Below are 21,285 nucleotides of genomic sequence, written 5' to 3'. Positions count from 1 at the left end.
GTGGCGGGCACTGAGGCGCTGCCCCGCGCGCCGCCCGCCATGATGCTGTCGCGACTGGCGCGGCGGGTGGAGGCGGAGATCGGCGTCTCCATCTCCATCGGCCTTGGCCCCAACCGGTTGCTCGCCAAGCTTGCGGCTGAGCGTGGCAAGCCGCGTGGCTTTTCGGTGCTGGGGTCGGAGGCGCCCGCGCTGTTGGCGCCCGAACTGGTAGGGCTGTTGCCAGGTGTGGGTGCCGTCGCGGTCGCGCGGCTTGCCGCCATGGGCATCACGCGTATCGGCCAATTGCAGGCACTGGACGACACCACGGCGCGTCGCAGGCTGGGGGAAGATGGCCCCTCCCTGGTGCGGCGCGCCCGCGGCGAGGACGCCCGCAGTGTAGAACCCAGGCGCGAAACCAAGTCGGTCAGCGCCGAGACGACCTTCAACAGCGATCTCTCCAACCCGGCCGAGCTGGAACGCATTTTGTGGCGCATGGCCGAGAGGGTGGCGGCCCGGCTGCGTGCCGGCGAATGGGCGGCGGGTGGCGTAGTGCTGAAGCTCAAGACCGCGAAACACGTCATACGAACACGAACGCATCGCCTACCGGCGCCGACCGCGCTGGCGGATGTGCTCTTCGCCACCGCCAGGGCGATGTTGACGCCCGAGGCGGATGGCACGGCCTTCCGGCTGATCGGCCTCGGCGCCCAGCCGCTACGCTCGATCGCCGAGGCCGATCCCGCCGATCTTGCCGATCCGGATTCCGGCCGGCGAGTGGCGCGGCAGCAGGCGCTCGACCATTTGCGGGATCGCTTCGGCCCGGCCATCATCGGGCGCGGACGGGGCTTCGGCTGAGCCGGGGGCGGCCGCTTCAAATCCGCTAAGAGATAGAGCGCTCGCATGACCACCTTCCTCGGCCTCGACCTCGGCACCTCCTCGGTCAAAGCGATCATCCTGGATGAGGCGGAAACGGTGCTGGCCGTGGTCTCGGTGCCGGTGCCGTCGCCCACCCACCCCGCGCCCTTGGCATCTGAGCAGCCGGTGGAGAGCTGGTGGACGGCGGTCGCGGCGGCATTGGAGGAACTGGCGGCCGAGCATGCGCCTGCCATGGCACGCGTCGCTGGCATCGGGCTTAGCGGACAGATGCACGGCCTCGCGCTGCTCGACGGTGCGGACCGCCCGGTGCGGCCGGCGATGCTGTGGAATGACGGACGCGCGGCCGGTGAGGCTCAAGCCCTCGCCGATGCCCACCCAGATCTAGCGCGGCGGCTTGGCGTGCCGCCAATGGCGGGGCTCACGGCGCCCAAACTGCTGTGGCTCGCGCGGCATGAACCGGAAGTACTGGCGCGCGCGCGCCATATGCTTTTGCCGAAGGACATCATCCGACTGCATCTGACGGGCGCGCGCGTGACCGATGTTTCGGACGCCGCCGGAACCTGGTTGCTCGATGAGGAATCGCGAAGCTGGAGCGAGCAGGCGATCGCCGCCGTTGGGATCGATCCCGCACTGCTGCCGCCCGTGGTGGAGAGCCCAACGCCCACCGGAACCCTGCGGCCTGAGATCGCCGCGCGTTTCGGCCTGTCGCCGGGCGTCGTGGTGGCGGGCGGTGCGGGGGACACTTTGGCCGGTGGCATGGGGATCGGTGCGGTCGAGGATGGCCGTGCCTTCGTGGCGCTCGGAACCTCCGGCCAGGTTTTTGTCGCGACCGACCGCTACCGCCCGGCGCCTGACGCCGCGGTGCATAGCTTCTGCCACTGCCTGCCAGGCCGCTGGTGCGCGATGGCCGCTGTCCTGAACGGCGCGAGTGCGCTTGGTGCGGTCGCACGGATGACAGGCGGCACGGCGGATGCAGGCGACCTCCCCGCGCTGCTGGCCGAGGTCGAGGCTGGTTTCACCGGGCCGGGTTCGCTGCTCTTCCTGCCCTACCTCGCGGGCGAGCGCACGCCGCATAACGATCCCCATGCGCGCGGCGTGATCTTCGGCCTGACGCCGGATACGCGGCGGCCGGAGGTCATCCAGGCGGTGTTGGAGGGCGTGGCTTTCAGCCTCGCCGATGGTGTGGCGGCTTTGGACGCGGCGGGGCTGCATATAAAGCGCGCGGGCTTTATTGGCGGCGGCGCGCGCAGCCGGTTCTGGGCGCGCATCATCGCCAGCGCGACCGGTCTTACGCTAGACCGCTATGATGGCGGCGAGCATGGCGCGGCCTTCGGAGCGGCGCGGCTCGGCCGCATGGCGACAGGGGACACAACGCCGCCGCGCCAGCCGGTAGTCGTGGAGCAAATCACGCCGGATGCCGGGTTGCACCAGGCTTACGCACCGCGGCTTGAAGCTTACCGTCATCTATATCAGGCGCTGCGTCCGGAGTTCCGGCGTAAACCCTGAGACAAGCGATACGCGGCTAGGCGTGGAGATCTAATACTGAACAGCACCCAAAGATCCGTCATGGCACGCGAAGGCGTGCCATGCACGCCTTGCCTTTGTTACGCAAGCAAGGCGTGGATGCCCGGCCTTCGCCGAGCATGACGTTGTGGAATGAAAGTCCTAAAGTCCAGAAGCCGCCAGTTGCGCGACGTTCGCCTTATCCACGGTGATGATGCGGTTGAGGCTGATGATGCGTTTATCCACATCGACATTGGCTTTCCCGAGGCCAGGAATATCCATCCCCGTCTCGAACTTCGCCTTCTTCAATGTCAGGTTCGCGACGGCCACCATGGCATAGCCGGCGTCTTTCGGGCTCCAGAGAAATGCCTTCCGCACCGCGCCCGCCATCAGCAGCGATTGCACCTGCGACGGAATGGCGGTGCCGACGATCGCGACTTTCTTCTGCAAATGCCTTTGCCGGATGACATTGCCGCAGCCGATCGGCCCGTTCGATCCGAATGCGACGATGCCTCGTAAGTCGGGATAGGCCTGCAGCGCCTCGCGCGCCACCTGTTCCGAGGTATCGACTTCGTCCGCGCCGGGGAACCGAGATGTAGCGAGCTTCATCTTGGGATAATTCGCGAGCTGATACGCAGTGGCGGCATCGGCCCAGGCATTGTGCAGCGGCGTCGTCAGCGTGCCGACGAGGATGATGTATTCGCCCTCCTCGCCCATCTCCTCGGCGAGCGCCTTTATCTGTGTTTCGCCGAACAGCTTGCTGTCGATCATCTCGACATCCCACGTGCGGTTGTCCTGGTTCGGACCTTCCTGGGTTATCACGATGATGCCGGCATCCTGCGCCCGCTTCAGCACGGGGCTGAGCACCTTCACGTCCAGCGGCACCACGCCGATCACATCGACCTTGCGCGCGATAAGATCCTCGACCTCACCGACCTGCTGGGCCGGATCGACATGGGCGGGACCGATCATCGAGGTCGTGATGTTAAGATCCTTGCCGGCCGCGGTCAGCCCCTGGTCCAGCAGGTTGAACCAGGGCACGCCGATGATCTTGACCACCGTCACCATCGTCGGGTCAGCCGCTCTGGCAATCGTGGGCGCACCCAAGGCGCCGATGGCGGTCGTTGCCGCCAGCGCCTTCATCGCACCGCGCCGCGTAATTCCTACAGCCATGACGTCTCCTGCCGTTTCGATTTATCGGTCCATCTCTCCACATTCACCGTCTGGGCGCAACTCAGAGATCCTGGCCCGCAGGCAGCATCACGAGGTCACGGATGGTGACATTGCGAGGCCGGGTCAGCGCGAAGAGGATCGCCTCGGCGACATCCTCCGACCTCAGCCCCTCGCGTGCCTCGGCCCGCCGGTCGATCTCCTCCTGGCTTGCGATCCCCCACAGCTCGTTCAGGACCATGCCGGGCGAGACCGAGCTGATGCGGATGTCCTGTTTGAGAACCTGTCGCCGCAGGCCATGCACGAAAGACCGGATGGCGTGTTTGCTGGCGCTGTAGACCGGTTCCCAAGGGATCGCCTGATGGCCGGCGATCGAGCTGGTCACCAGGATATCGCCTTCGCCGCGCGCGATCATCCCCGGCAGCACGCGGCGCACCGCACGGAAGACGCTTGCGACGTTGATCTGCAAAAGCCTGTCCCAGTCATCGGGATCGCCATCCGCCACGTCGCCGTGAATATAGATCCCGGCATTGGCGAGCAGCACATCGATGCGGCCGAAATGTCCGAGCACGGTCTCCACCATGCGATCGGTCTCCTCGGGTCGGGCGAGATCCGTCGGCACGACGAAGGCGCCTTCGCCGATCTCGTCCGCCACCTTGCGCAGCCGATCGCTTTCCCGGGCGACGAGCGCGATCTTGCATCCTTGGGCCGCAAGCACCCGGATCGTCGCCCGGCCAATTCCGGAACTCGCCCCGGTTACAACGACAACTTTCCCGGCAAGGTCATAATTCATGGCTTCTCGTCCCTTCTGAAGGATTGTTGCGGCTGTCCCAAAGGATCAGGCCGAGCATTCCGCATCCGCTTGCTCCGCGACCGCGGTGAGTGCCGCCGCGATGATCGGCAGCCACGCTTCCCAATTCTCTCTCGGCACCTCGATCGGCGCGCCACAGACGATGACGCCACGCCCGAAGGGCAGCGGGACGATCGTTCTGTCCCAGGTCGACAAGGTCCGGCGGCGGCTGGTCTGAACCCCGATCGGCAACACTGGCACACCCGACAGGCCCGCGATTTGGGCGACGCCTTGAGCCGCCACCCGCCGTGGACCCCGTGGGCCGTCTGGCGTGATGAGAATGTGCTCGCCAGCCTCGAGAACATTCAACAGAACGCGCACGCTGGATACGCCGCCCTTCTCGGCAACTTCCCGCGCGGTGCCGGTCTTCGTCGAGGAGCCGTACACCACCTCCACGCCAAACCGCCGGACAACATCGCCGATCAGGCGGCCATCGCGATGTTTGCTGACGAGAACACGCGGCGTGCCCCGCGCCCCGCGCCGCCGCATGATCGACCACAGGGCCGGCAGCAGCGCCAGGCGCTCATGCCAGAAGGCCGCGATCACCGGCGATGTGGCAAGAAATGGCGTCAGGTGTTCGCCGCCAAGCAGCGTCCACCGCGTCGTGCGCAACGCCAAAGCCAGGTAGGAACCGACGATACGCGCGGTAAGAGCCTCGACCGCCGCGCTGCGGAGCAGTGTCGTCAAGCTACACCCACGTCAGGCCCTGGTCCCCAGGCCGAGGAAAGCCGCGGTTTCCGGATCGATCGGAATGCCGTCCTGAAGCCGCTGTCCCTCGATACGCCATTCGCGGTCGCCCGGCGCCATGACCGCCTGACCCTCCGCATTGGGCGGGACGGAGCGGAGCGCCACGAGATAATCGCGCATGCCGCTTGCGAACATCGCGCTGCCCCCGAACCGTTCCGGGTCGATGGCGAGGAAGAAATGCCCCATGCCGCGTGGTGTCTGAACATCCGCGGCGCCGATCATCGGAATCATCGCGTGATCCAGCGTCATGCCCATCAGTATGGCCGAGAGCAGCGTGGCCACGCCCCCAAGCCCCGCCCCCTTGAAGCCGAAACCCGCGCCGCCGAGCGGCATGAGCATCTCGGCGACCTGGGGGTCCTGGGTGGGCGTGCCGGCGGCATCCGCGGCGACCGCCTCCGGCAGCAGCTTTTGCAAAGACCGGAACAGCAGCACGCGATTAAACGGGATGGAGGATGTCGCCATATCGAACAGCCACGGCTTCTCCCCCGCCACCGGCGCCGCGAAGGCGAGGGGATTGGTGCCGTGGAAGGCCTCGGCGGCGGCGAAGGGGGCCACGATGCTGTCGCCATTGGTGGTCGCGAAGCCGATCATGCCATGTTCCGCCGCGACAAGCGCATAAGCGCCAGCCGCGCCGAAATGGGACGACCGAATGGCCCCGACCGCGCCAACACCCGAATCCCGCGCGATCTCGACGGCCGCCTCCATCGCACGGTAGCCGGTGAGGTGGCCCAGTCCATCATCGCCATCGACAACAGCTGTTGCCGCCGCCGTCCGGCGCGTGACGATGGAGGGCCGTGGGTTCACGCGCCCAGACTTCAGCACCGAGACGTAATGCGCGACGAGCCGCACGCCGTGGCTGTCGATGCCGATGCGGGAGCCATGCATCATCGCCTTGGTCGCGGCCTCTGCCGATTCAGCGGAGGCGCCGGTCTCCGTCAGCACCTGCAGGAGCCGGGCCGCCAAGATCTCGGCAGGAACCAGGATAGCCTCGGTCATCGAATCTCCGCGCTCAGAAAGCCTCAAGCAGAGGTATCGATGCCCTCAAGGAGCGTCGGCGCGCAAGAGCCCGGCGGACCGGAGATCCGCCCATAGCGCCGGCGGGATGGGCCATTTCGCCCATTCATTGTTCTGCGCGACTTCCTTCGCGCTGCCCATGCCGATGACCACGGCCGAGATTGCCGGTTGCCGCAAGGGGAACTGTATGGCCGCGGCCTGAAGCGGCACAGTATGCGCGTCGCAAACCTCGCGCAGTTTTCGCGCTTTCTCCGCGATCTCCGGTGGGATCGACCCATAGTTATAGGTGGAGCCCGCCGCATTGGCCGCGCTTGCCGCCAGAATGCCGGAGTTGAAGACGCCGACCGCGACGAGTTCGACACCCTTAGCCGTCGCCTCGGGCACCAGGTCGGTCAGAGCATCCTGCTGCAGCAAGGTGTATCGGCCGGCAATCATGATGGCGTCGAAATCGGCCGCCCGCAGGAAACGCGTCGCGACATCGCTTTCGTTCACGCCGACACCGATGGCGCGGATATCGCCGGCGGATCGCAGCTCGTCGAGCGCCCTGTAGCAGCCGTCCATCGCCTGGCCGAAGATCCGATCATAGTGAGCGCCATGATTGAAGCGATCAGCATCATGGATGTACAGAATATCGAAACTCGCGAAGCCAAACCGGCTGGCGCTTTGCTCGAAACTCCGCATGGTGCCATCGTAACTATAGTCGAAGACCGGCTTCAGCGGTAGCGCATTGGCCCAGATTCCCTGATCGACCGTCTCGCCGCGCGGTGGCACCAGATATCGGCCGACTTTCGTGGAAAGCGTGAAGCTTTCCCGCGGCACCGAACGAAGAAACCGCCCGAAGCGCAGCTCGCTCAGTCCGTAGCCGTAAAGCGGCGCCGTATCGAAGTAACGCAGGCCCGCATCGTAAGCCGCGCGCAGTGCCTCCTCCGCCTGCTGATCCGACATCGAACGATAGAGCGTCCCCACCGTGCTGCCGCCAAAACCGATGGCCGACGCGAAGCCGATGCGTTTTCCGCTCATCGCCGAATCCTCCTCATCCTGCGCGGAGACTGGGAAGCCGATAGCTTTCAATCACCGAACGACCGAAGATCTGGTCGCGCTGTGCCTCAGTCAGGTAATCGAGATTGGCGCGAAGCGCTTTGATTACTCGGCCATAGCTTCCTGCGACAAGGCAGACAGGCCAGTCCGTGCCGAACATGCAACGCTCGGGGCCAAAGAGCCGCACGGTCTCCGCGATATAGGGCCGCAGATCCGATGGCGACCAGCTTTCCCAATCGGCTTCCGTGATCATCCCCGACAGCTTGCACCAGACGTGATCGCGATGCGACGCGAGCTCCGTCATCAGCGATGCCCAAGGCTGTATCACACCCTGCTTGATCTCCGGCTTCGCGATGTGGTCCAGAACGAAACGCAACTGCGGATGGTTGGCGACCGTCTGGATCATGCCGGGCAAATGGACAGTCTTGCCGACGAGATCATAGGCAAGACCTGCGTCAGTAACTGCCCTCAGCCCGCGCTGCGCATCCTCACGCAGCAGCCATTTTGGATCTGGCTCCTCATGCAGAAGGTGCCGGACGCTAACGAGCCACTGCCCGCCCGGTCCGGCCTTCAGCGCTGCGAGAACCTCCTCGACCTTCGGGTCCGTCAGATCCACCCAGCCGACCACGCCAGCAACAAAATCCGTCTGCTCAGCCAGACTGAGAAAATCGCGGGTCTCGTTCAGATCGTGCCAGGTCTGAACGAGAACCGTCGCGGCGACGCCATTTTCCTCCATCGCCGGCTGGAGGTCGGCGGGCGAGAAGACTCTGCGGATCGGCTCGAACGGGCCGCTCAGCCAGCCGTAGTCGCCGTTGACGGGATCCCAGAAATGCTGATGGGCGTCGATGATGCGCGATGTCATGTCGGATCCATGGTTTGGGCAGTCGGTCGCTCAGTGGTTTGGCGGCTGACTACCAGCGCTGGTGGACATGCGGCCGGATATCCTCGTCGTAGATCGCTTTGAGCTTCTCCATCACCTCCGGCGCGAGCGGAGGCAGCGCGGCCGCTTCGGCATTCGACCAAGCCTGCTCGGCATTGCGCGCGCCAGGAATCGCGACCGTGACAGCCTCGGACATCAGGATCCACCGCAGCGCGAAGCGCGCCATAATGGTACTGTCCGCGACGAGCGGCCGCACGCGTTCGACGGCCGCGAGGCCGACGTCATAGGGCACGCCCGAGAAGGTCTCGCCCACATCGAAGGCCTCGCCATTGCGATTGAATTGGCGGTGGTCCGTTTCCTCGAACTTCGAATCCGCGCGGAACTTGCCGGAGAGCAGCCCGCTCGCGAGCGGAACGCGGGCGATGATCGCGACCTGATTCTGCAGGGCGAGATCGAACAGCAATTCCTCCGGCCTCTGGCGGAAGATATTGTAGATGATCTGGATGCTTACTACGCCGGGATATTCGATCGCCTTGATCGCTTCCTCTATCCGTTCGACACTCACGCCATAGTCACGGATCTTGCCCTGCTGCTTCAGCGTATCGAGAAAGCCGAAGACCTCGGGGTGGTAGTAGAGATCGGTCGGCGGGCAGTGCAGTTGCACCAGATCCAGCGTGTCGACCTCGAGGTTCCGCAGGCTTCGCTCGATCCATTCCGTCAGGTTTTTCTGAGTGTAGCCCGCTACGGTCTGAGAAGGCAGGCGGCGGCCAGCCTTGGTCGCCACGAAAGGCCGATCGGCGCCACGCTCTTTCAGGACCCGGGCAATCAGCTTCTCCGAGCGTCCATCGCCATAGACATCGGCTGTGTCGATGAAGGTGACGCCGCTATCCAGCGCATGGCGTAAGGCATCAAGCGCGTCATTCTCGTCGACATGCCCCCAGCTCGCGCCGATCGCCCAGGCGCCGAAGCCGATTTCGCTGACCTCGCGGCCAGTCCGCCCGAAGATTCGATTACGCATCTCGTTCCCTTCCGCCGCACGACCTTGTTCCTGCCGCATTGCAGCCCGCTCGTGCACGCTTGACTTCAATCGAGCCTAAAGTTAGAGGAGATCGGGTTGTATGACAACAGGGTAAAGGACCTTGTCTCGCGGCGGATGAGGGTTTAGGCCGTCACCACGCCACCGCCTCCAGAACAAGCCGGCCACGAAAAAGCCAGTGAAACAAAAATTGCAGAGGAAAATCCGATGAAGAGGCTGAGACTCAAACTGGGGCTCGGGATCGCCGCGTTGGGACTTTTCGGAGTCTTGTCGCCGCCATCCCATGCAGCCGATAAAGACCTGAAGATCGGCGTCGTGGCGGCGGAGTCCGGCTCATTCGTTTCCGCTGGCAACACGATCGTCGCGGCAGCCAAACTCGCGGCGACGAAAATCAATGACGCCGGCGGCATCAAGGTCGGCAACGACACCTATAAGATCAAACTCTATATCCGCGATAACCGGACCGACGTGAACGTCACCGTCGCTGCCGCGCTCGAACTGGTCAATGACATTGGTGTGAGTGCGATCTGGGGCACCGAAACGCACGACTATTCCATCGCCATGGCCAAGATCACCGGTCCGGCGAAGGTGTTGCAGTTCTCCGGGAATAGCTCGCTCGGCAGTGCGCTGAATGCCAAATCGGTCGCGCCTGGCGCCTGGCTGCACTACGCCTTCCAGACCGAGCCGCAGGAATGGCAGCGCAGCGGCAGCACGGCCAAGGGTGTGCTTTCACTCCTGACGCCGATGCTGGCGACGAAGCCGGTGCATTCCGTCGTTCTGGTCGGCAATGACGCGACCGGGCAATATCTCTCCTCGCATTACGTGAAGGCGCTGGAGGCTGACGGCCAGACCGTCGACTTGGTGAAATATCCGCCCGACACGACGGATTTCCTGCCCATCCTGACGCGCATCAAGGGCATGAAACCGGATATCGTGCATTTCTGGTACAACGGCGATTCGACGCTGACAGCCTTCCCCCAGGCCGAGCAGATCCATGTGGCGCCCGCTTATTTCCTGTTTGGCGTCGATCCTGGCATCTACGCCCAGCGTAACCTCAAGGCGACCGTGCCCGTCGCGATGAGCTGTGTGCCGGAATGCTGGGGCGGCCCGAAGCGGCCGGAAGTGGATGACTACTTCACGAAATACTTCGCCTCCGGTGCCTCCAAAGGCCCGCAATCCTCAGTTTCGCTGCTCTACTACGACTACTTCTTCATGTATGCGAAGGCGCTCACGCAGGTCGGGTCCGTCGACAATCCGGATGGCGTCGTCGATGCCCTGTTGAAGATGCAATATCAGGGCGTGGTCTCGCCCGTGCCGCTGGTCTTCAACGCCAATCACCAGGTTACCTTCGCGACCGAAGTCTGTGTCGTGAAGCCGAATACCTCGGACGACTTTCATTGCGCGACCGAGCAGCCTCCTCCGGCGCCACCGCCCGGCGATGCCGGCGGCTGACGGATCGTCAGATTCCGGGCCCAGGCTAAAGGGCCGGGTGGCGAGCATTAGCGCTTCGTCTCCGGCCCACCTCCGCGAGCGAACACCTGACTTTGCCGGGATGCAGAACGGACCATGGATATCTTTCTCCAGCAGCTGATCAACAGCCTCTCTGTTGCCAGCGTCACCATCCTGATCGGCATGGGGATCACCCTGATCTTCGGCCTCGCGGGGATTGTGAACTTCGCGCATGGCGAGTTCCTCATGGTCGGCGGCATGGTGACGTGGCTGCTGGTAATGGCCGGCGTGAATTTCTTCATCGCGATGTTCGGCGCCATGGCGGCCGTTGGTGTGCTGGGCTACGTGGCGGAGCGCACCCTGTTCCGCTTCACGCTCAATCGACCGATGAACGGCTTCATCATGTCGATCGGCCTTAGCGTAATCCTGCAGAATGTCGTGATCAAGGCGCTGAACGAGGTGCAGAAGAGCATTCCCGATCCGATCGCCAAAGTCTGGGTGATCGGTGGCGTGGACATCATCGCCATGCGCGCGATCGTCGTGGCGATCACGGTCGTTGTCGTCGCGATCACCTATTTCGGCATCACGCGAAGCCGCTACGGTGTCGCGCTGCGGGCGAGTGTCTCCGATCAGGACACCGCCGCGCTGATGGGCATTCCCGTGCGGCGCTATGTCACCGGCGTTTTCATCTATGGCAGCGTGCTGGCGGGCCTCGGTGGCGCCCTGATGATCGCGCTGTTTCCGATCACGCCCTTCACCGGCAGCGTCGTCATCATCCGTGGCTTCGCGGTGTCGCTCATCGGTGGCCTCGGTAATGTCGGAGGCGCCGTAGTCGGCGGCCTGGTTCTCGGCCTGGTCGATGCCTTGAGCGCGCAATACGGCTATCCGCAATGGACCGATGCCTATTCGCTGGTGGTGATGATCGTGATCCTCATCCTCCGGCCGCAGGGCTTGCTGGGCGGCACGCTCGGGCCGCGCGCCACATGAGCGCCGATCAGCGGAGAGACGCCGTGACGGCGCCCGGCTTTTCGCTCAACACACGAAAGACAGGCTCTTCCGGCTGGCTGGAGCGGCCGCCGCTCGATCACATCGTGATGGGCGTCGCGATACTGGCCTTCCTGATTGCCTTTCCTTTCTTCAATCCGGGCTATCGGTTCCTGTCTCTCGCGATCACCACAGGTTTCACGGCGATCGCGCTGTACGGTCTCGCGCTGCAATTCGGCCAGGCGGGTATCATGTCGGTCGGTCATGCGGGAATCATGGGCATCGGCGGCTACACGGCCGCGATCCTCGCAAACCAACTGGGGATCGGATTCTGGCTCGCTTTGCCCGCATCTATCCTGCTTTCGGCCCTGGCGGCGGGGCTGGTAGGGCTGCCGTCGCTTCGGGTGGGCGGGCAACACTACATAATCATCACCTTCTGCTTCTGCGCGCTGCTGGTGATTGCGCTCACCAATGGCGGTGACTTTACAGGCGCGGCAACGGGTCTCGATGTCGGGCCGATCGCGGGACCTTTCGGCATCAACCTCGCCAAGCTGCGGAACATGTACTATCTCGTGATGCTCGCGCTGGTGGTCTCTCTTGTTCTGACCTATGTCATCGTGCATTCGCCCTACGGCCGCACCCTCTGGGCGATCCGTGAGAATGAGCCGCTCGCCCGCGCGGTTGGCATCAACACCAACTTCCACAAGATCGGCGTTTTCGCCCTCAGCGGCGCCTTCGCGGGGGCGGCTGGCATCCTCCAGACTTATTATCTGCGGCACATATCACCACCGCTCTACGGCGCATTCCCCAGCCTGTATCTCGCTTTGATGGTCATGCTGGGCGGTGCCCGTCCGCTCTATGGTCCTCTGCTCGGCGCGATCATCGTGACATTCCTGCCCGAGGTCGGCGGACTCGACCCGATCGATTCCCGCATCGCCTACGGTGTCGGCTTGCTCCTCGTCATCCTGCTGCTACCTGCGGGCGTCAGCGGAGGCCTTCTCGGCCTGTATCGATCGATGATCGGCCGCCAGCGCCGGGCCGAGAAGGGTTAGCGGGATGGTCGCGGCAAGACTTGAAATCACCGGTCTGCGCAAGAAATTCGGCGGCGTCGTGGCCCTCGCCGGTGTCGATGTTTCGATCGATGGTTCGGGCATAACCGGGATCATCGGCCCCAATGGATCGGGCAAAACGACTCTCTTCAACGTCGTGACAGGCGCCCATAAGCCCACTGCTGGCCGAGTGACATGGAACGGTCAGGACATCACCGCACTTCCAGCCTACAGGATCGCGCGCTTGGGCCTGGTGCGGACCTTCCAGCAAGCGATGTCCTATCCCGGCCTGTCGGTGCGCGACAATGTCAGCATCGGCTTCGAGCACGGCCGCAGCATAGGATCCACGGACCGTAGATGGCGCTCGCCGGACGAGGTTCTGGCATTCGTGGGGCTCGATGGCCTGGGCGAGGAAGTCGCCGGCTCGATGTCCTTCGGCAATCTACGCCGCCTGGGCATCGCCGTGGCGCTCGCCGCCGATCCGGTATTGCTGTTGCTCGACGAGCCGGCCGCCGGGCTAAGCGACAGCGAAGCAGGCGACTTGCGAGAGCTGATTCTGCGTTTCCCGAAAATGGGTATCGGCGTCTGCCTGATCGACCACGACATGGCGCTGATGGGGGCCGTCTGCGACCACTTCATCGTTCTCAACTTCGGCACCAAAATCGCCGAAGGCGCGCCCGCTGAGGTTTTGCAGAACGCGAAAGTGCTCGAAGTCTATCTGGGGGTCGATCTATGACGCTCCTCCAGGTCGAGCATCTGGGCACAGCCTACGGACCCGTGACGGTCAATCGCGACGTGTCGCTGACCGTTGGCCAAAACGAGATTGTGACGATCCTCGGCCCGAACGGCGCAGGCAAATCCACACTGCTGCGCGCCATCTCCGGCCTGCTTAAACCGCGCAGCGGCAGCATCCGCTTCGATGATCGCGATGTCACCAATACGCCGGCCGATCGCGCGGTGGGTCTCGGAATCATCATGGTGCCCGAGGGCCGCAAGATCTTCGCTGATATGACGGTGCGCGAGAACCTCCGGCTCGGTGCCTATGCCCGCAAGGACCGCGACGCGGTGGAGGAAGACGTCAAGCTGATGGAGTCCTACTTCGAAATTCTGGCACAGAAGCGCGGCGCAAAAGGCGGCGAGCTGAGCGGCGGTCAGCAGCAGATGCTGGCGATCGCGCGGGGGCTGATGGCGCGGCCACGAATTCTGCTGCTGGATGAACCATCCCTCGGATTGTCGCCAAAGCTCGTCAAGGATCTGCGCGCCGTCATCATGGACGTGAAGAAAACCTTCGCCTCCGCTGTACTGCTGGTCGAGCAGAACGCCGGTCTCGCGCTGACCGTCGCCGAACGCGGCTATTTGTTGCACAACGGCCGCATTGTCGCCTCCGGCCCGATTTCGGAGCTGCGGGACGATCGTCTCATGCGCGATCTCTATCTTGGCAATACGCCGCAGGGGCACTGAAATGCCTCTGAAGCTCCGCAAAGTCAGTCGCGGTCCGCATCTGCCGACGTTGGTGGCGAGTTCGATCACACGCGAAATCGCCCAAGGACGCCTGCGCCCCGGCGACCAGCTTCCCACCGAACAAGCTTTGGCCACGACTTTTGGCGTCAGCCGCAACGTGGTGCGGGAAGCCATCGCGCGTTTGCGCTATGAGGGCCGCATCTGGTCCCAGCAAGGCCGCGGCGCCTTCGTGTCGGAGGCCTCGCAATCCAGCGTGCTGAAGATTGAACATGACGCGCAGCAGCCCGGCGACGCTTTCGACTCGCTGTTCCAGTTTCGCGGCATATTGGAGGTGCAAGCCGCTGGGCTCGCAGCCAAGTCGTACACTGCCACCGATCTGGAGGCGATGCGCGCCGCCCTCGGCATCATGTCCTCATCATTGTTCGGCAGCGTCGGCTGGCTAAAGGGCGACCTGGAGTTTCACCAGGCAATCGCGCGGGCGACCCACAATACCTATGTCATCCAGATCGTGACTTTCGTCGCCGAGCGTGTCCGCGAGAGCATCATCGCGGCTGGCAACCAGCATCGTTCCGACGAGATGGCTGCGATGACGGAGCGCGAGCATCATGAGATCCTCGCCGCCATTGAAGCGCGGGACGAGGCGTCAGCCGAACAGGCCATGCGCCGGCATCTGGCCGCCGCCCGAACCCGCATCACGGCGGAGCCCAGCTCTGAGCTCGGTGACAAGCCAGTCGGGCGGTCCGGCGAGGCGCGGAGCCGGCCGCTCGTGGAAAGCGGGCAGCCGAAGCCTAGGCCCCGCCGAGCCACGGGCACGAACCGGCAGGCCCGGGCGGAATCTTGAACGCCACCCTGCTTGCCGCGCTATCTACGTCCATGAGGATCAGAGGACGGGGGGAGAATGGGCGGTAGGAGGCCGGCGGTATTCGACCGCATCGAGCAGGCGCCAAACCTGACGGCTGGCCTTATCGACACTCTGGTAAGCCAGATAGAATCGGGGGAGCTGGCGCCGGGTCAGCGTCTGCCGACCGAACAGGCGATTGTGACGGCGACCGGCGTCAGCCGCACGGTCGTCCGGGAAGCACTGGCTTCGCTCAGGGCACGAGGTCTCATCACGACTCGCCAGGGCCTTGGCGCCTTCGTCGCCGAAAGTGCGACGCCACGTTCCTTCTCGATCGACTCGAAGGCGGGCCTGGCAGACGCCCTTCGAATCTATGAACTGCGGCTTGGCATAGAGGCGGAAGCAGCCTCGCTCGCCGCGGTCCGGCGGACCGAGGAGGATCTGTCGCGGCTGCGAGCGGCATTGGCCGCGATCTCCGATGCGATCCTTGCCAGCCGTTCGGGTGCCGAGGAGGATTTCACCTTTCACCGCACCATGCTGCTCGCCGCCGACAACCCCTATTTCAGCCGGGTCTTCGACGTGGTCGGCAGCGCGATCATCCCCCAGCGGCGCCTTCGCCTCGACGAGATGAGCGACCGGGAGCGCGAGTTGTACATGCGCCGGCTCCACGGCGAACACGAGTCGATCGTGACCGCCATCGCGCGGGGAGACGCCTCCGCCGCGCGCCTTGCCGCGCGATCTCATCTCCGGAAGTCCTACGCGCGCCTCCAGAAGCTTGGGTTGTGAGGCGGTTCGCCCGGGGATGGTCCCGAGGCACGCTTTGGTTTTGTGGAATGTTGCGTTTTGCCGCGCCCAATCGGCTAAGCTTAGGTTCAGCCCGCCGGCCGCAGCCTTGTCGCGCTCAGGTATGGGAAAACGAGGCCTCTAGAAGCTCTCGCAAATGGAAGGATCCGTGACGTGATCATCGCAGCCATTCTTCGACACAAGCAGGGCGAGATTATCACCGTGAGCCCCAGCGCTCCGCTCTCCGAGGTCGTGGCGCTCCTCGCCACGCACCGTATCGGTGCCGCTCCCGTATCGGGTGGCGGCGGCCTCGACGGGATCATCAGCGAGCGGGACATCATCCGTGCCCTCGCTCAGCACGGCGCGGGCGCGCTCACTCTGAAAGTGGGGGACACCATGACCCGAAGTGTCCAGACCACCACGCCGGACGCGACGGTGGAACAGGCGATGGCTGCGATGACAGCCGGACGGTTTCGCCATCTGCCCGTGATGGAGCAAGGGCGGATGACCGCCATCATCAGCATTGGTGACGTAGTTAAAGCGCTGCTCACCGAGCAGGCCTACGAGGTGGAGAACTTGCGCTCGTACGTGGCGGGCGGCAGTTAACGCGGAGACGATTTAAGACTGAAACGCGACCCAAAGCCCCGTCATGGCACGCGAAGGCGTGCCATCCACGTCTGCCTTCGTCCACGCAAAGCAAAGGCGTGGATGCCCGACCTTCGCCGAGCATGACGTGGTGGAGTGAGCATGGTTCAAACCACAGAGACACCCCACTCCGAAACCCAGACCGGTCGCTTTTTCCGCCAATCTACTCGCTCAACCACGCCACCATGGGCCTTTACGAATCGAACAGGCACCGCTACGTTCTTGTTTCGTTCACGCCGAGTCGGGCGGTTGGCGATGGAGAAGGAAGGGCGACGAATGGCGCGCATTAGCAAAGAAGACCATCCGGCGATCTTGCGAATGGTCGACGTCGAAAATCGCAAGGTCTCGGAAGTCGCGGCCGAGTTCGGCTGCACGCCTGCCAATATCTATGTCCTGCTTGGAAAGCTGCGCCGTTCGATGGGCGAAGCGTCGGGGCAGGGCGCTGCGCAGCAGCCGCTAGCTCTCGACCAGGCTCCGCCGACAGTGACGGCCGTGGTTTCCGCCAGCGAGGAAGAACACCAAGTCGCCGAACTTGAGCCGGCAATTGAGCCTGCCAAGCCGGATCGGCCAGAGAGCGTGGAAACCGCTCCGCCGAGCGAGGAAAACGGGAACGTTCTCAGCTTCGAGCGGACAACCCTGAGTGCGGTCCTCGCTCAGGAGACTGGACAAACCGAGGTTCGCGCCGTGGAGCCGGTTTCGTCCGCTTCGCTACCGGCACCCAAGGCGGCGCGACCTCCCGCCCGCACATCTGGTCCAGCGCCCACGAAGGTCGGCGCGAAGCTGGCAAAACCAGGCGTCGGGCTCGTCATGCGCACAGCGGATGGTGAGGAAAGCCTGGCACCCTTCCGCTCGCTGGATGATCTTCTCTCCGCCATCAAGCCGATCCTGCGGGCCTCCGCTCGCAGCGCAGACCCGGTGTGGTTTTCACTGCAACCGGTGGATCTCTCCGTGCTGGACAGCGACGCGGCCTGACATCCGCACTTGCGGCGCGCATAAACTCGCGCGCGGGAACACGCATCAGCCGAATTTGGTCCGCCGCGGCCGGGACGGCGGCGGCCCAGCCACGGGCTCTGGCTCCGTCTCCGTCTCTGGCGGAGCCTCGGGATTGAGTTCGGCCATCAGGGCTGGCGCCCTGCGGGCCACAACGAATGCGCTTTCATTCGGCACGCTCGCACTCTGGCGAATGCGCAGCAGCGTGAAGCCGGAGAGCAGCAACAGCGCCACCGCGAGAACCGCGAAGAGCGAATTGGCTCCGGCGCGTGCCATGACAGCGCCCGCCGCCAAAGGCCCGACCGTCGAGCCGAGCGCCCAGGCGAACAACAGGCCCCCGCTCGCCGCCACATAGTCACCGCGCGAAACCCGGTCATTGGTCTGTCCCGCGCCAAGCCCATACAGCGGCGCGGTCACACCCGAGAGCAGGCAGCCGAGCACGATCAGCACCCAAAACGGTGCCGCGCCGCAGACCGCGAGAGAGATCGAAATGATCACCGCGAGGCCAAGCGACGCCACGGTCATCGGCCGGCGCCCGAAACGGTCCGCGGCCATGCCGACCGGATATTGCACGAGCAGCGCCGCCACCAATGCCGACGAGAGAAAGATCGGCACATGCTCCAACCCGTATCCGTGCCGCTCGAGATAGACCGGCACCAGCGTATAGAACGAGCTGTTGAAAAAGCCGGAGGCGATGACGCAGGTCATGCCCATCGGCGAGATACTGTACAGACGCGCGAGGCTCAGCCGGCGCCGATCGCCTAGCGGCGGGTTTGAAACTGGACTTAGCGCCATCGGCAGCAATGCGCTTGCGAAGGCAACGCCGACCATGATCAGCGCCGTATCGGTGCTCCGCAGCAACCCGAAGGCGAGTGGGCCGGCAGCAGCGCCGCCCCAGGAAATCAGCAGATAGGCTCCGAAGGTGCGGCCGCGCGTCTCGCTGTCGGCTTTGTCGTTCAGCCAGCTTTCCGCCACCAGGAACAGCCCGCTCATCTGCCATCCCATGACGAGGCGTAAGCCAGTCCAGACCCAGGGCGAGTGGGTTGTCGTCATCAGCAGCGCGCAGTCCGCGCCCAAAGCGGCGAAAACGGTGAAGGCGCGAATATGGCCCACCGCGCGCACCAGTCTCGCACAGGTGAGGGTGCCGATGAGGAAACCCAGAAAGTAACCCGAACCCACGAAACCGATGGTGCCTGCCGCGACGCCGCGGCTGGACAGCGAAAGCGGGATGAGAGTCGTGAGCATGCCGAGCGCGACCTCGGCGATCAGCACGCCAAGCAGGACGGGAGCAATCGGGGCGAGGGGAGCGCGCATGATGTCCCGGCTAGTGTCTTCTCAGGGCTCCGGCAACCTATCCCATGGGACCGGCCGCCGTCCCGCCTTGGTGTGCAGCCATGCCGAGCCGGGAGCATCACAGGCCTGCGGCAATCGTTCTACAGTTGTCGATTGATCATCGCGTGCCGATTTCTGTCTCAGTGCCACGCCTGGAGATTTTGCCCATGTCACCGCTGCTATCCGCATCCGGCTTGCCACTGTCCGTGCTGGATCTGGCGCCGATCGCTGAGGGCTCCGATGCGGGTCACGCGCTGGGTCATGCGCTCGATTTGGCGCGGCACGTGGAGGCGCTCGGCTTCCGCCGCTTCTGGCTGGCGGAGCATCACAACATGCCCGGCATCGCGAGCGCCGCGACAGCGGTGGCGCTCGCCCATGTCGCTGCGGGCACCACCACCATTCGCGTCGGTTCCGGCGGTATAATGCTGCCGAACCACGCGCCCCTGCTGATTGCCGAGCAGTTCGGCACCCTCGCGGCGCTGCATCCGGGCCGCATAGACCTTGGCCTCGGCCGGGCGCCTGGAACCGATCAGGTCACTGCTCGCGCGATGCGGCGCGATCTCCACGCCGCCGCCGATTCCTTTCCGCGCGATGTGGTGGAGCTGCTGCATTTTTTCGGACCGGGCGAGCCGGGCCAGGCCGTCAGCGCCATTCCCGGGCGAGGCCTGAATGTGCCGATCTGGATCCTGGGCTCGAGCCTGTTCGGCGCGCAGCTGGCGGCCGCCCTCGGGTTGCCCTTCGCCTTCGCGTCGCATTTCGCGCCCGACTACTTGTTGCAGGCGCTCGAAATCTACCGCAGTGGATTCCGGCCTTCCGAGGACCTCGCGCAGCCTTATGCCGCCGCCTGCATCAACGTCTTCGCGGCGGACACGGATGCCGAGGCGCGGCGCCTCTTCACTTCCCTCGAACAGGCTTTCATCGCGCTGCGCACGGGCAGGCCGAGGCAGCTACCGCCGCCGATCGACCCAGAGGCGGAGGAGCTGCAATTCGCGCGTGCCGCCCTCTCCAGCACTTTCCGCTACGCGGTGATCGGCGCGCCTGAGACGGTGCGTCAGGGTCTGGAGGATTTTGTCGCGCGCACAAAGGTCGATGAGGTGATCGCCACCGCCAATATCTTCGACCACAGCGCGAGGCTGCGATCCTTCAAGCTATTGTCGGAAGTCTGGCCGCAAGTCACCGCCGGACAGCAACGCGCCGCATAAGGGCGCGCTGCTGTTCGAACCCGTCTCAGGCGTGGGTGATGAACTTGGTGACCAGATAGCTGTCGATCGCCTCCGAGCCGCCCTCGGACCCATATCCCGACTCCTTCACCCCGCCGAAGGGCGTCTCCACCAAGGCGAGGCCCGCATGGTTGATCGAGATCATGCCGCTCTCGACCGAGGTGGACAGCGCCTGGGAGGTCGCGGACGAGCGCGTATAGGCATAGGCGGCCAGCCCATAGGGCAGCCGATTCGCCTCAGTGATGGCATCGTCCAACTTGGCGAAGGGCACCATCAGCGCGAGCGGACCAAACGGCTCCTCGTTCATGGCGCGCGCGGTGGTCGGCACCCGGCTGAGCACGGTCGGCTGGAAGAAGTTGCCTGCATTGCCGATCCGCTCGCCGCCCGTCACTAGCTTGGCGCCCTGCTGAACGGCGTCCTGCACGAAACCCTCCATCGCCTGCACCCGGCGGGCATTGGCGAGCGGCCCCATCACCGTTCCCTCCGCCAGACCGTCACCGACCTTGATGGCGCGGGCGGCGGCGGCGAAGCCCTCGACGAACTGGTCGTAGACGCCTTCCTGCACCAGAAAGCGCGTCGGCGAGACACAGACTTGGCCCGCATTGCGGAACTTGCCGGCGGCCAGCAGCCGCGTCGCCAGCTCGATATCGGCGTCGTCGAAGACGATGGCCGGGCCGTGGCCGCCAAGCTCCATCGTCGCGCGCTTCATATGCTCGCCCGCCAGCCCCGCCAGCTTCTTGCCGATCGCGGTGGACCCCGTGAAGGTGATCTTGCGGATGACGGGGTGCGGGATGAGGTAGGAGGAAATCGTCCCCGGATCACCATAGACGAGGTTGATCACGCCCGCCGGCACCCCTGCATCGGCAAAGACCCGCACCAGCTCGGCCGGAGAAGCCGGCGTTTCCTCGGGGCCTTTGGCGATGATCGAGCAACCCGCCGCGAGCGCCGCCGAAACCTTGCGGACGACCTGGTTGATCGGGAAATTCCACGGCGCGAAGGCCGCGACAGGACCCACCGGCTCGCGCACCACGGTCTGGAAAACATGCGGCGCGCGCGAGGGGATGACCCGGCCATAGGCCCGCTGGGCCTCGCCCGCGAACCAATCGATGATATCGGCGCCAGCCAGCGTCTCCATACGCGATTCAGCAAGGGGCTTGCCCTGCTCCATCGTCATGAGGTGGGCGATGCCCTCCGCGCGCTCCCGCAGCAGATTGGCGGCCGTGCGCATGATCTTGGCGCGCTCATAGGCCGAGGTATTACGCCACACCTTGAAGCCGCGATCCGCCGCCGCGAGCGCTAGGTCGAGGTCCGCCTTCTCGGCGCGAGCGAGGGTGCCGATCTGTTCGCCGGTCGCCGGGTTGAGCACGGGCAGCACGCCGCCCGCTGCGGCCGGACCCCATTGGCCGTCGATGAAAAGCTGGGTGTTGGGATAGTTCGGCATGTC

Annotated in this window: 20 protein-coding genes and 1 pseudogene; 12 read left to right on the top strand and 9 right to left on the bottom strand. The window is 64.7% G+C overall.

Translation table 11 applies throughout. The annotated features are described in order from the left end of the window. Both GSQ83_RS30460 and xylB read left to right on the top strand, forming a co-directional pair. Window positions 1-831, top strand: a pseudogene (locus tag GSQ83_RS30460) (DNA polymerase IV); the annotation flags it as partial. A 45-nt stretch (window positions 832-876) separates the two neighbouring features. Next, window positions 877-2,358 carry a xylulokinase gene (gene xylB / locus GSQ83_RS10415; RefSeq protein WP_158802833.1) on the top strand — a complete coding sequence of 494 codons (1,482 nt, stop codon included), beginning with the start codon at window positions 877-879 and terminating at the stop codon, window positions 2,356-2,358. A 159-nt stretch (window positions 2,359-2,517) separates the two neighbouring features. On the opposite strand, the gene GSQ83_RS10410 is transcribed toward xylB, so the two are convergent. From GSQ83_RS10410 to GSQ83_RS10380, 7 genes are all read right to left on the bottom strand, one after another. Further along, entirely contained in the window at window positions 2,518-3,528 is a 1,011-nt protein-coding gene (locus GSQ83_RS10410) for a substrate-binding domain-containing protein (protein ID WP_216850033.1), read from the bottom strand. Between the two features lie 61 nt (window positions 3,529-3,589). Continuing rightward, window positions 3,590-4,318: an SDR family oxidoreductase gene (locus tag GSQ83_RS10405; protein WP_158802832.1), complete on the bottom strand. Its 729-nt coding sequence runs from the start codon at window positions 4,316-4,318 to the stop codon at window positions 3,590-3,592. A 45-nt stretch (window positions 4,319-4,363) separates the two neighbouring features. Further along, a complete protein-coding gene (locus GSQ83_RS10400) occupies window positions 4,364-5,062 on the bottom strand; it encodes a lysophospholipid acyltransferase family protein (RefSeq protein WP_158802831.1) in 699 nt (232 codons plus the stop codon). Between the two features lie 12 nt (window positions 5,063-5,074). Next, window positions 5,075-6,118: an Ldh family oxidoreductase gene (locus tag GSQ83_RS10395; protein ID WP_158802830.1), complete on the bottom strand. Its 1,044-nt coding sequence runs from the start codon at window positions 6,116-6,118 to the stop codon at window positions 5,075-5,077. 45 nt (window positions 6,119-6,163) lie between these two features. Beyond that, window positions 6,164-7,156, bottom strand: a complete 993-nt coding sequence (locus GSQ83_RS10390; protein WP_158802829.1) for an aldo/keto reductase — start codon at window positions 7,154-7,156, stop codon at window positions 6,164-6,166. A gap of 13 nt (window positions 7,157-7,169) precedes the next feature. After that, window positions 7,170-8,036 carry an amidohydrolase gene (locus GSQ83_RS10385; RefSeq protein WP_158802828.1) on the bottom strand — a complete coding sequence of 289 codons (867 nt, stop codon included), beginning with the start codon at window positions 8,034-8,036 and terminating at the stop codon, window positions 7,170-7,172. A 49-nt stretch (window positions 8,037-8,085) separates the two neighbouring features. Next, window positions 8,086-9,072, bottom strand: coding sequence for an aldo/keto reductase (locus GSQ83_RS10380; RefSeq protein ID WP_158802827.1), 987 nt, complete (start codon window positions 9,070-9,072; stop codon window positions 8,086-8,088). Window positions 9,073-9,297: 225 nt separating this feature from the next. On the opposite strand from GSQ83_RS10380, the gene GSQ83_RS10375 reads away from it, so the two are divergent. The 9 genes from GSQ83_RS10375 to GSQ83_RS10335 all read left to right on the top strand — a co-directional run bounded on the left by GSQ83_RS10375 (window position 9,298) and on the right by GSQ83_RS10335 (window position 17,271). Next, window positions 9,298-10,542 (top strand): ABC transporter substrate-binding protein, encoded by a 1,245-nt coding sequence (locus tag GSQ83_RS10375; protein WP_158802826.1) that lies wholly within the window; start codon window positions 9,298-9,300, stop codon window positions 10,540-10,542. A 114-nt stretch (window positions 10,543-10,656) separates the two neighbouring features. Next, on the top strand, window positions 10,657-11,526 hold the full coding sequence (locus GSQ83_RS10370) for a branched-chain amino acid ABC transporter permease (RefSeq protein WP_158802825.1): 870 nt from the start codon (window positions 10,657-10,659) through the stop codon (window positions 11,524-11,526). Next, window positions 11,523-12,575: a branched-chain amino acid ABC transporter permease gene (locus tag GSQ83_RS10365; protein WP_158802824.1), complete on the top strand. Its 1,053-nt coding sequence runs from the start codon at window positions 11,523-11,525 to the stop codon at window positions 12,573-12,575. The genes GSQ83_RS10370 and GSQ83_RS10365 overlap by 4 nt, the downstream gene beginning before the upstream one ends. Before the next feature lie 4 nt (window positions 12,576-12,579). After that, on the top strand, window positions 12,580-13,308 hold the full coding sequence (locus GSQ83_RS10360) for an ABC transporter ATP-binding protein (protein WP_158802823.1): 729 nt from the start codon (window positions 12,580-12,582) through the stop codon (window positions 13,306-13,308). Next, a complete protein-coding gene (locus GSQ83_RS10355; protein ID WP_158802822.1) occupies window positions 13,305-14,033 on the top strand; it encodes an ABC transporter ATP-binding protein in 729 nt (242 codons plus the stop codon). Before GSQ83_RS10360 ends, GSQ83_RS10355 begins: the two co-directional genes overlap by 4 nt. Before the next feature lies 1 nt (window position 14,034). Next, entirely contained in the window at window positions 14,035-14,874 is an 840-nt protein-coding gene (locus tag GSQ83_RS10350) for a FadR/GntR family transcriptional regulator (RefSeq protein ID WP_158802821.1), read from the top strand. A 57-nt stretch (window positions 14,875-14,931) separates the two neighbouring features. Beyond that, window positions 14,932-15,657, top strand: coding sequence for a FadR/GntR family transcriptional regulator (locus GSQ83_RS10345; RefSeq protein ID WP_158802820.1), 726 nt, complete (start codon window positions 14,932-14,934; stop codon window positions 15,655-15,657). A gap of 171 nt (window positions 15,658-15,828) precedes the next feature. Continuing rightward, window positions 15,829-16,260: a CBS domain-containing protein gene (locus GSQ83_RS10340; protein ID WP_158802819.1), complete on the top strand. Its 432-nt coding sequence runs from the start codon at window positions 15,829-15,831 to the stop codon at window positions 16,258-16,260. Window positions 16,261-16,575: 315 nt separating this feature from the next. Then, entirely contained in the window at window positions 16,576-17,271 is a 696-nt protein-coding gene (locus GSQ83_RS10335) for a hypothetical protein (protein WP_158802818.1), read from the top strand. Window positions 17,272-17,316: 45 nt separating this feature from the next. Here the strand turns inward: GSQ83_RS10335 and GSQ83_RS10330 are convergent, their stop codons facing one another. Further along, window positions 17,317-18,603 (bottom strand): MFS transporter, encoded by a 1,287-nt coding sequence (locus GSQ83_RS10330; RefSeq protein WP_158802817.1) that lies wholly within the window; start codon window positions 18,601-18,603, stop codon window positions 17,317-17,319. Between the two features lie 185 nt (window positions 18,604-18,788). Here GSQ83_RS10330 and GSQ83_RS10325 point away from each other — a divergent pair, with 185 nt between their 5' ends. Continuing rightward, entirely contained in the window at window positions 18,789-19,823 is a 1,035-nt protein-coding gene (locus GSQ83_RS10325) for an LLM class flavin-dependent oxidoreductase (RefSeq protein ID WP_158802816.1), read from the top strand. A gap of 25 nt (window positions 19,824-19,848) precedes the next feature. Here GSQ83_RS10325 and GSQ83_RS10320 read toward each other — a convergent pair whose 3' ends face one another. Further along, window positions 19,849-21,282 carry an NAD-dependent succinate-semialdehyde dehydrogenase gene (locus tag GSQ83_RS10320; RefSeq protein ID WP_158802815.1) on the bottom strand — a complete coding sequence of 478 codons (1,434 nt, stop codon included), beginning with the start codon at window positions 21,280-21,282 and terminating at the stop codon, window positions 19,849-19,851. Window positions 21,283-21,285 lie beyond the last annotated feature (3 nt).

It is taken from the genome of Acidisoma sp. L85, from assembly GCF_009765865.1.
Lineage (GTDB): Bacteria > Pseudomonadota > Alphaproteobacteria > Acetobacterales > Acetobacteraceae > Acidisoma.
This window is presented reverse-complemented; position numbering and strand designations above follow the sequence as displayed.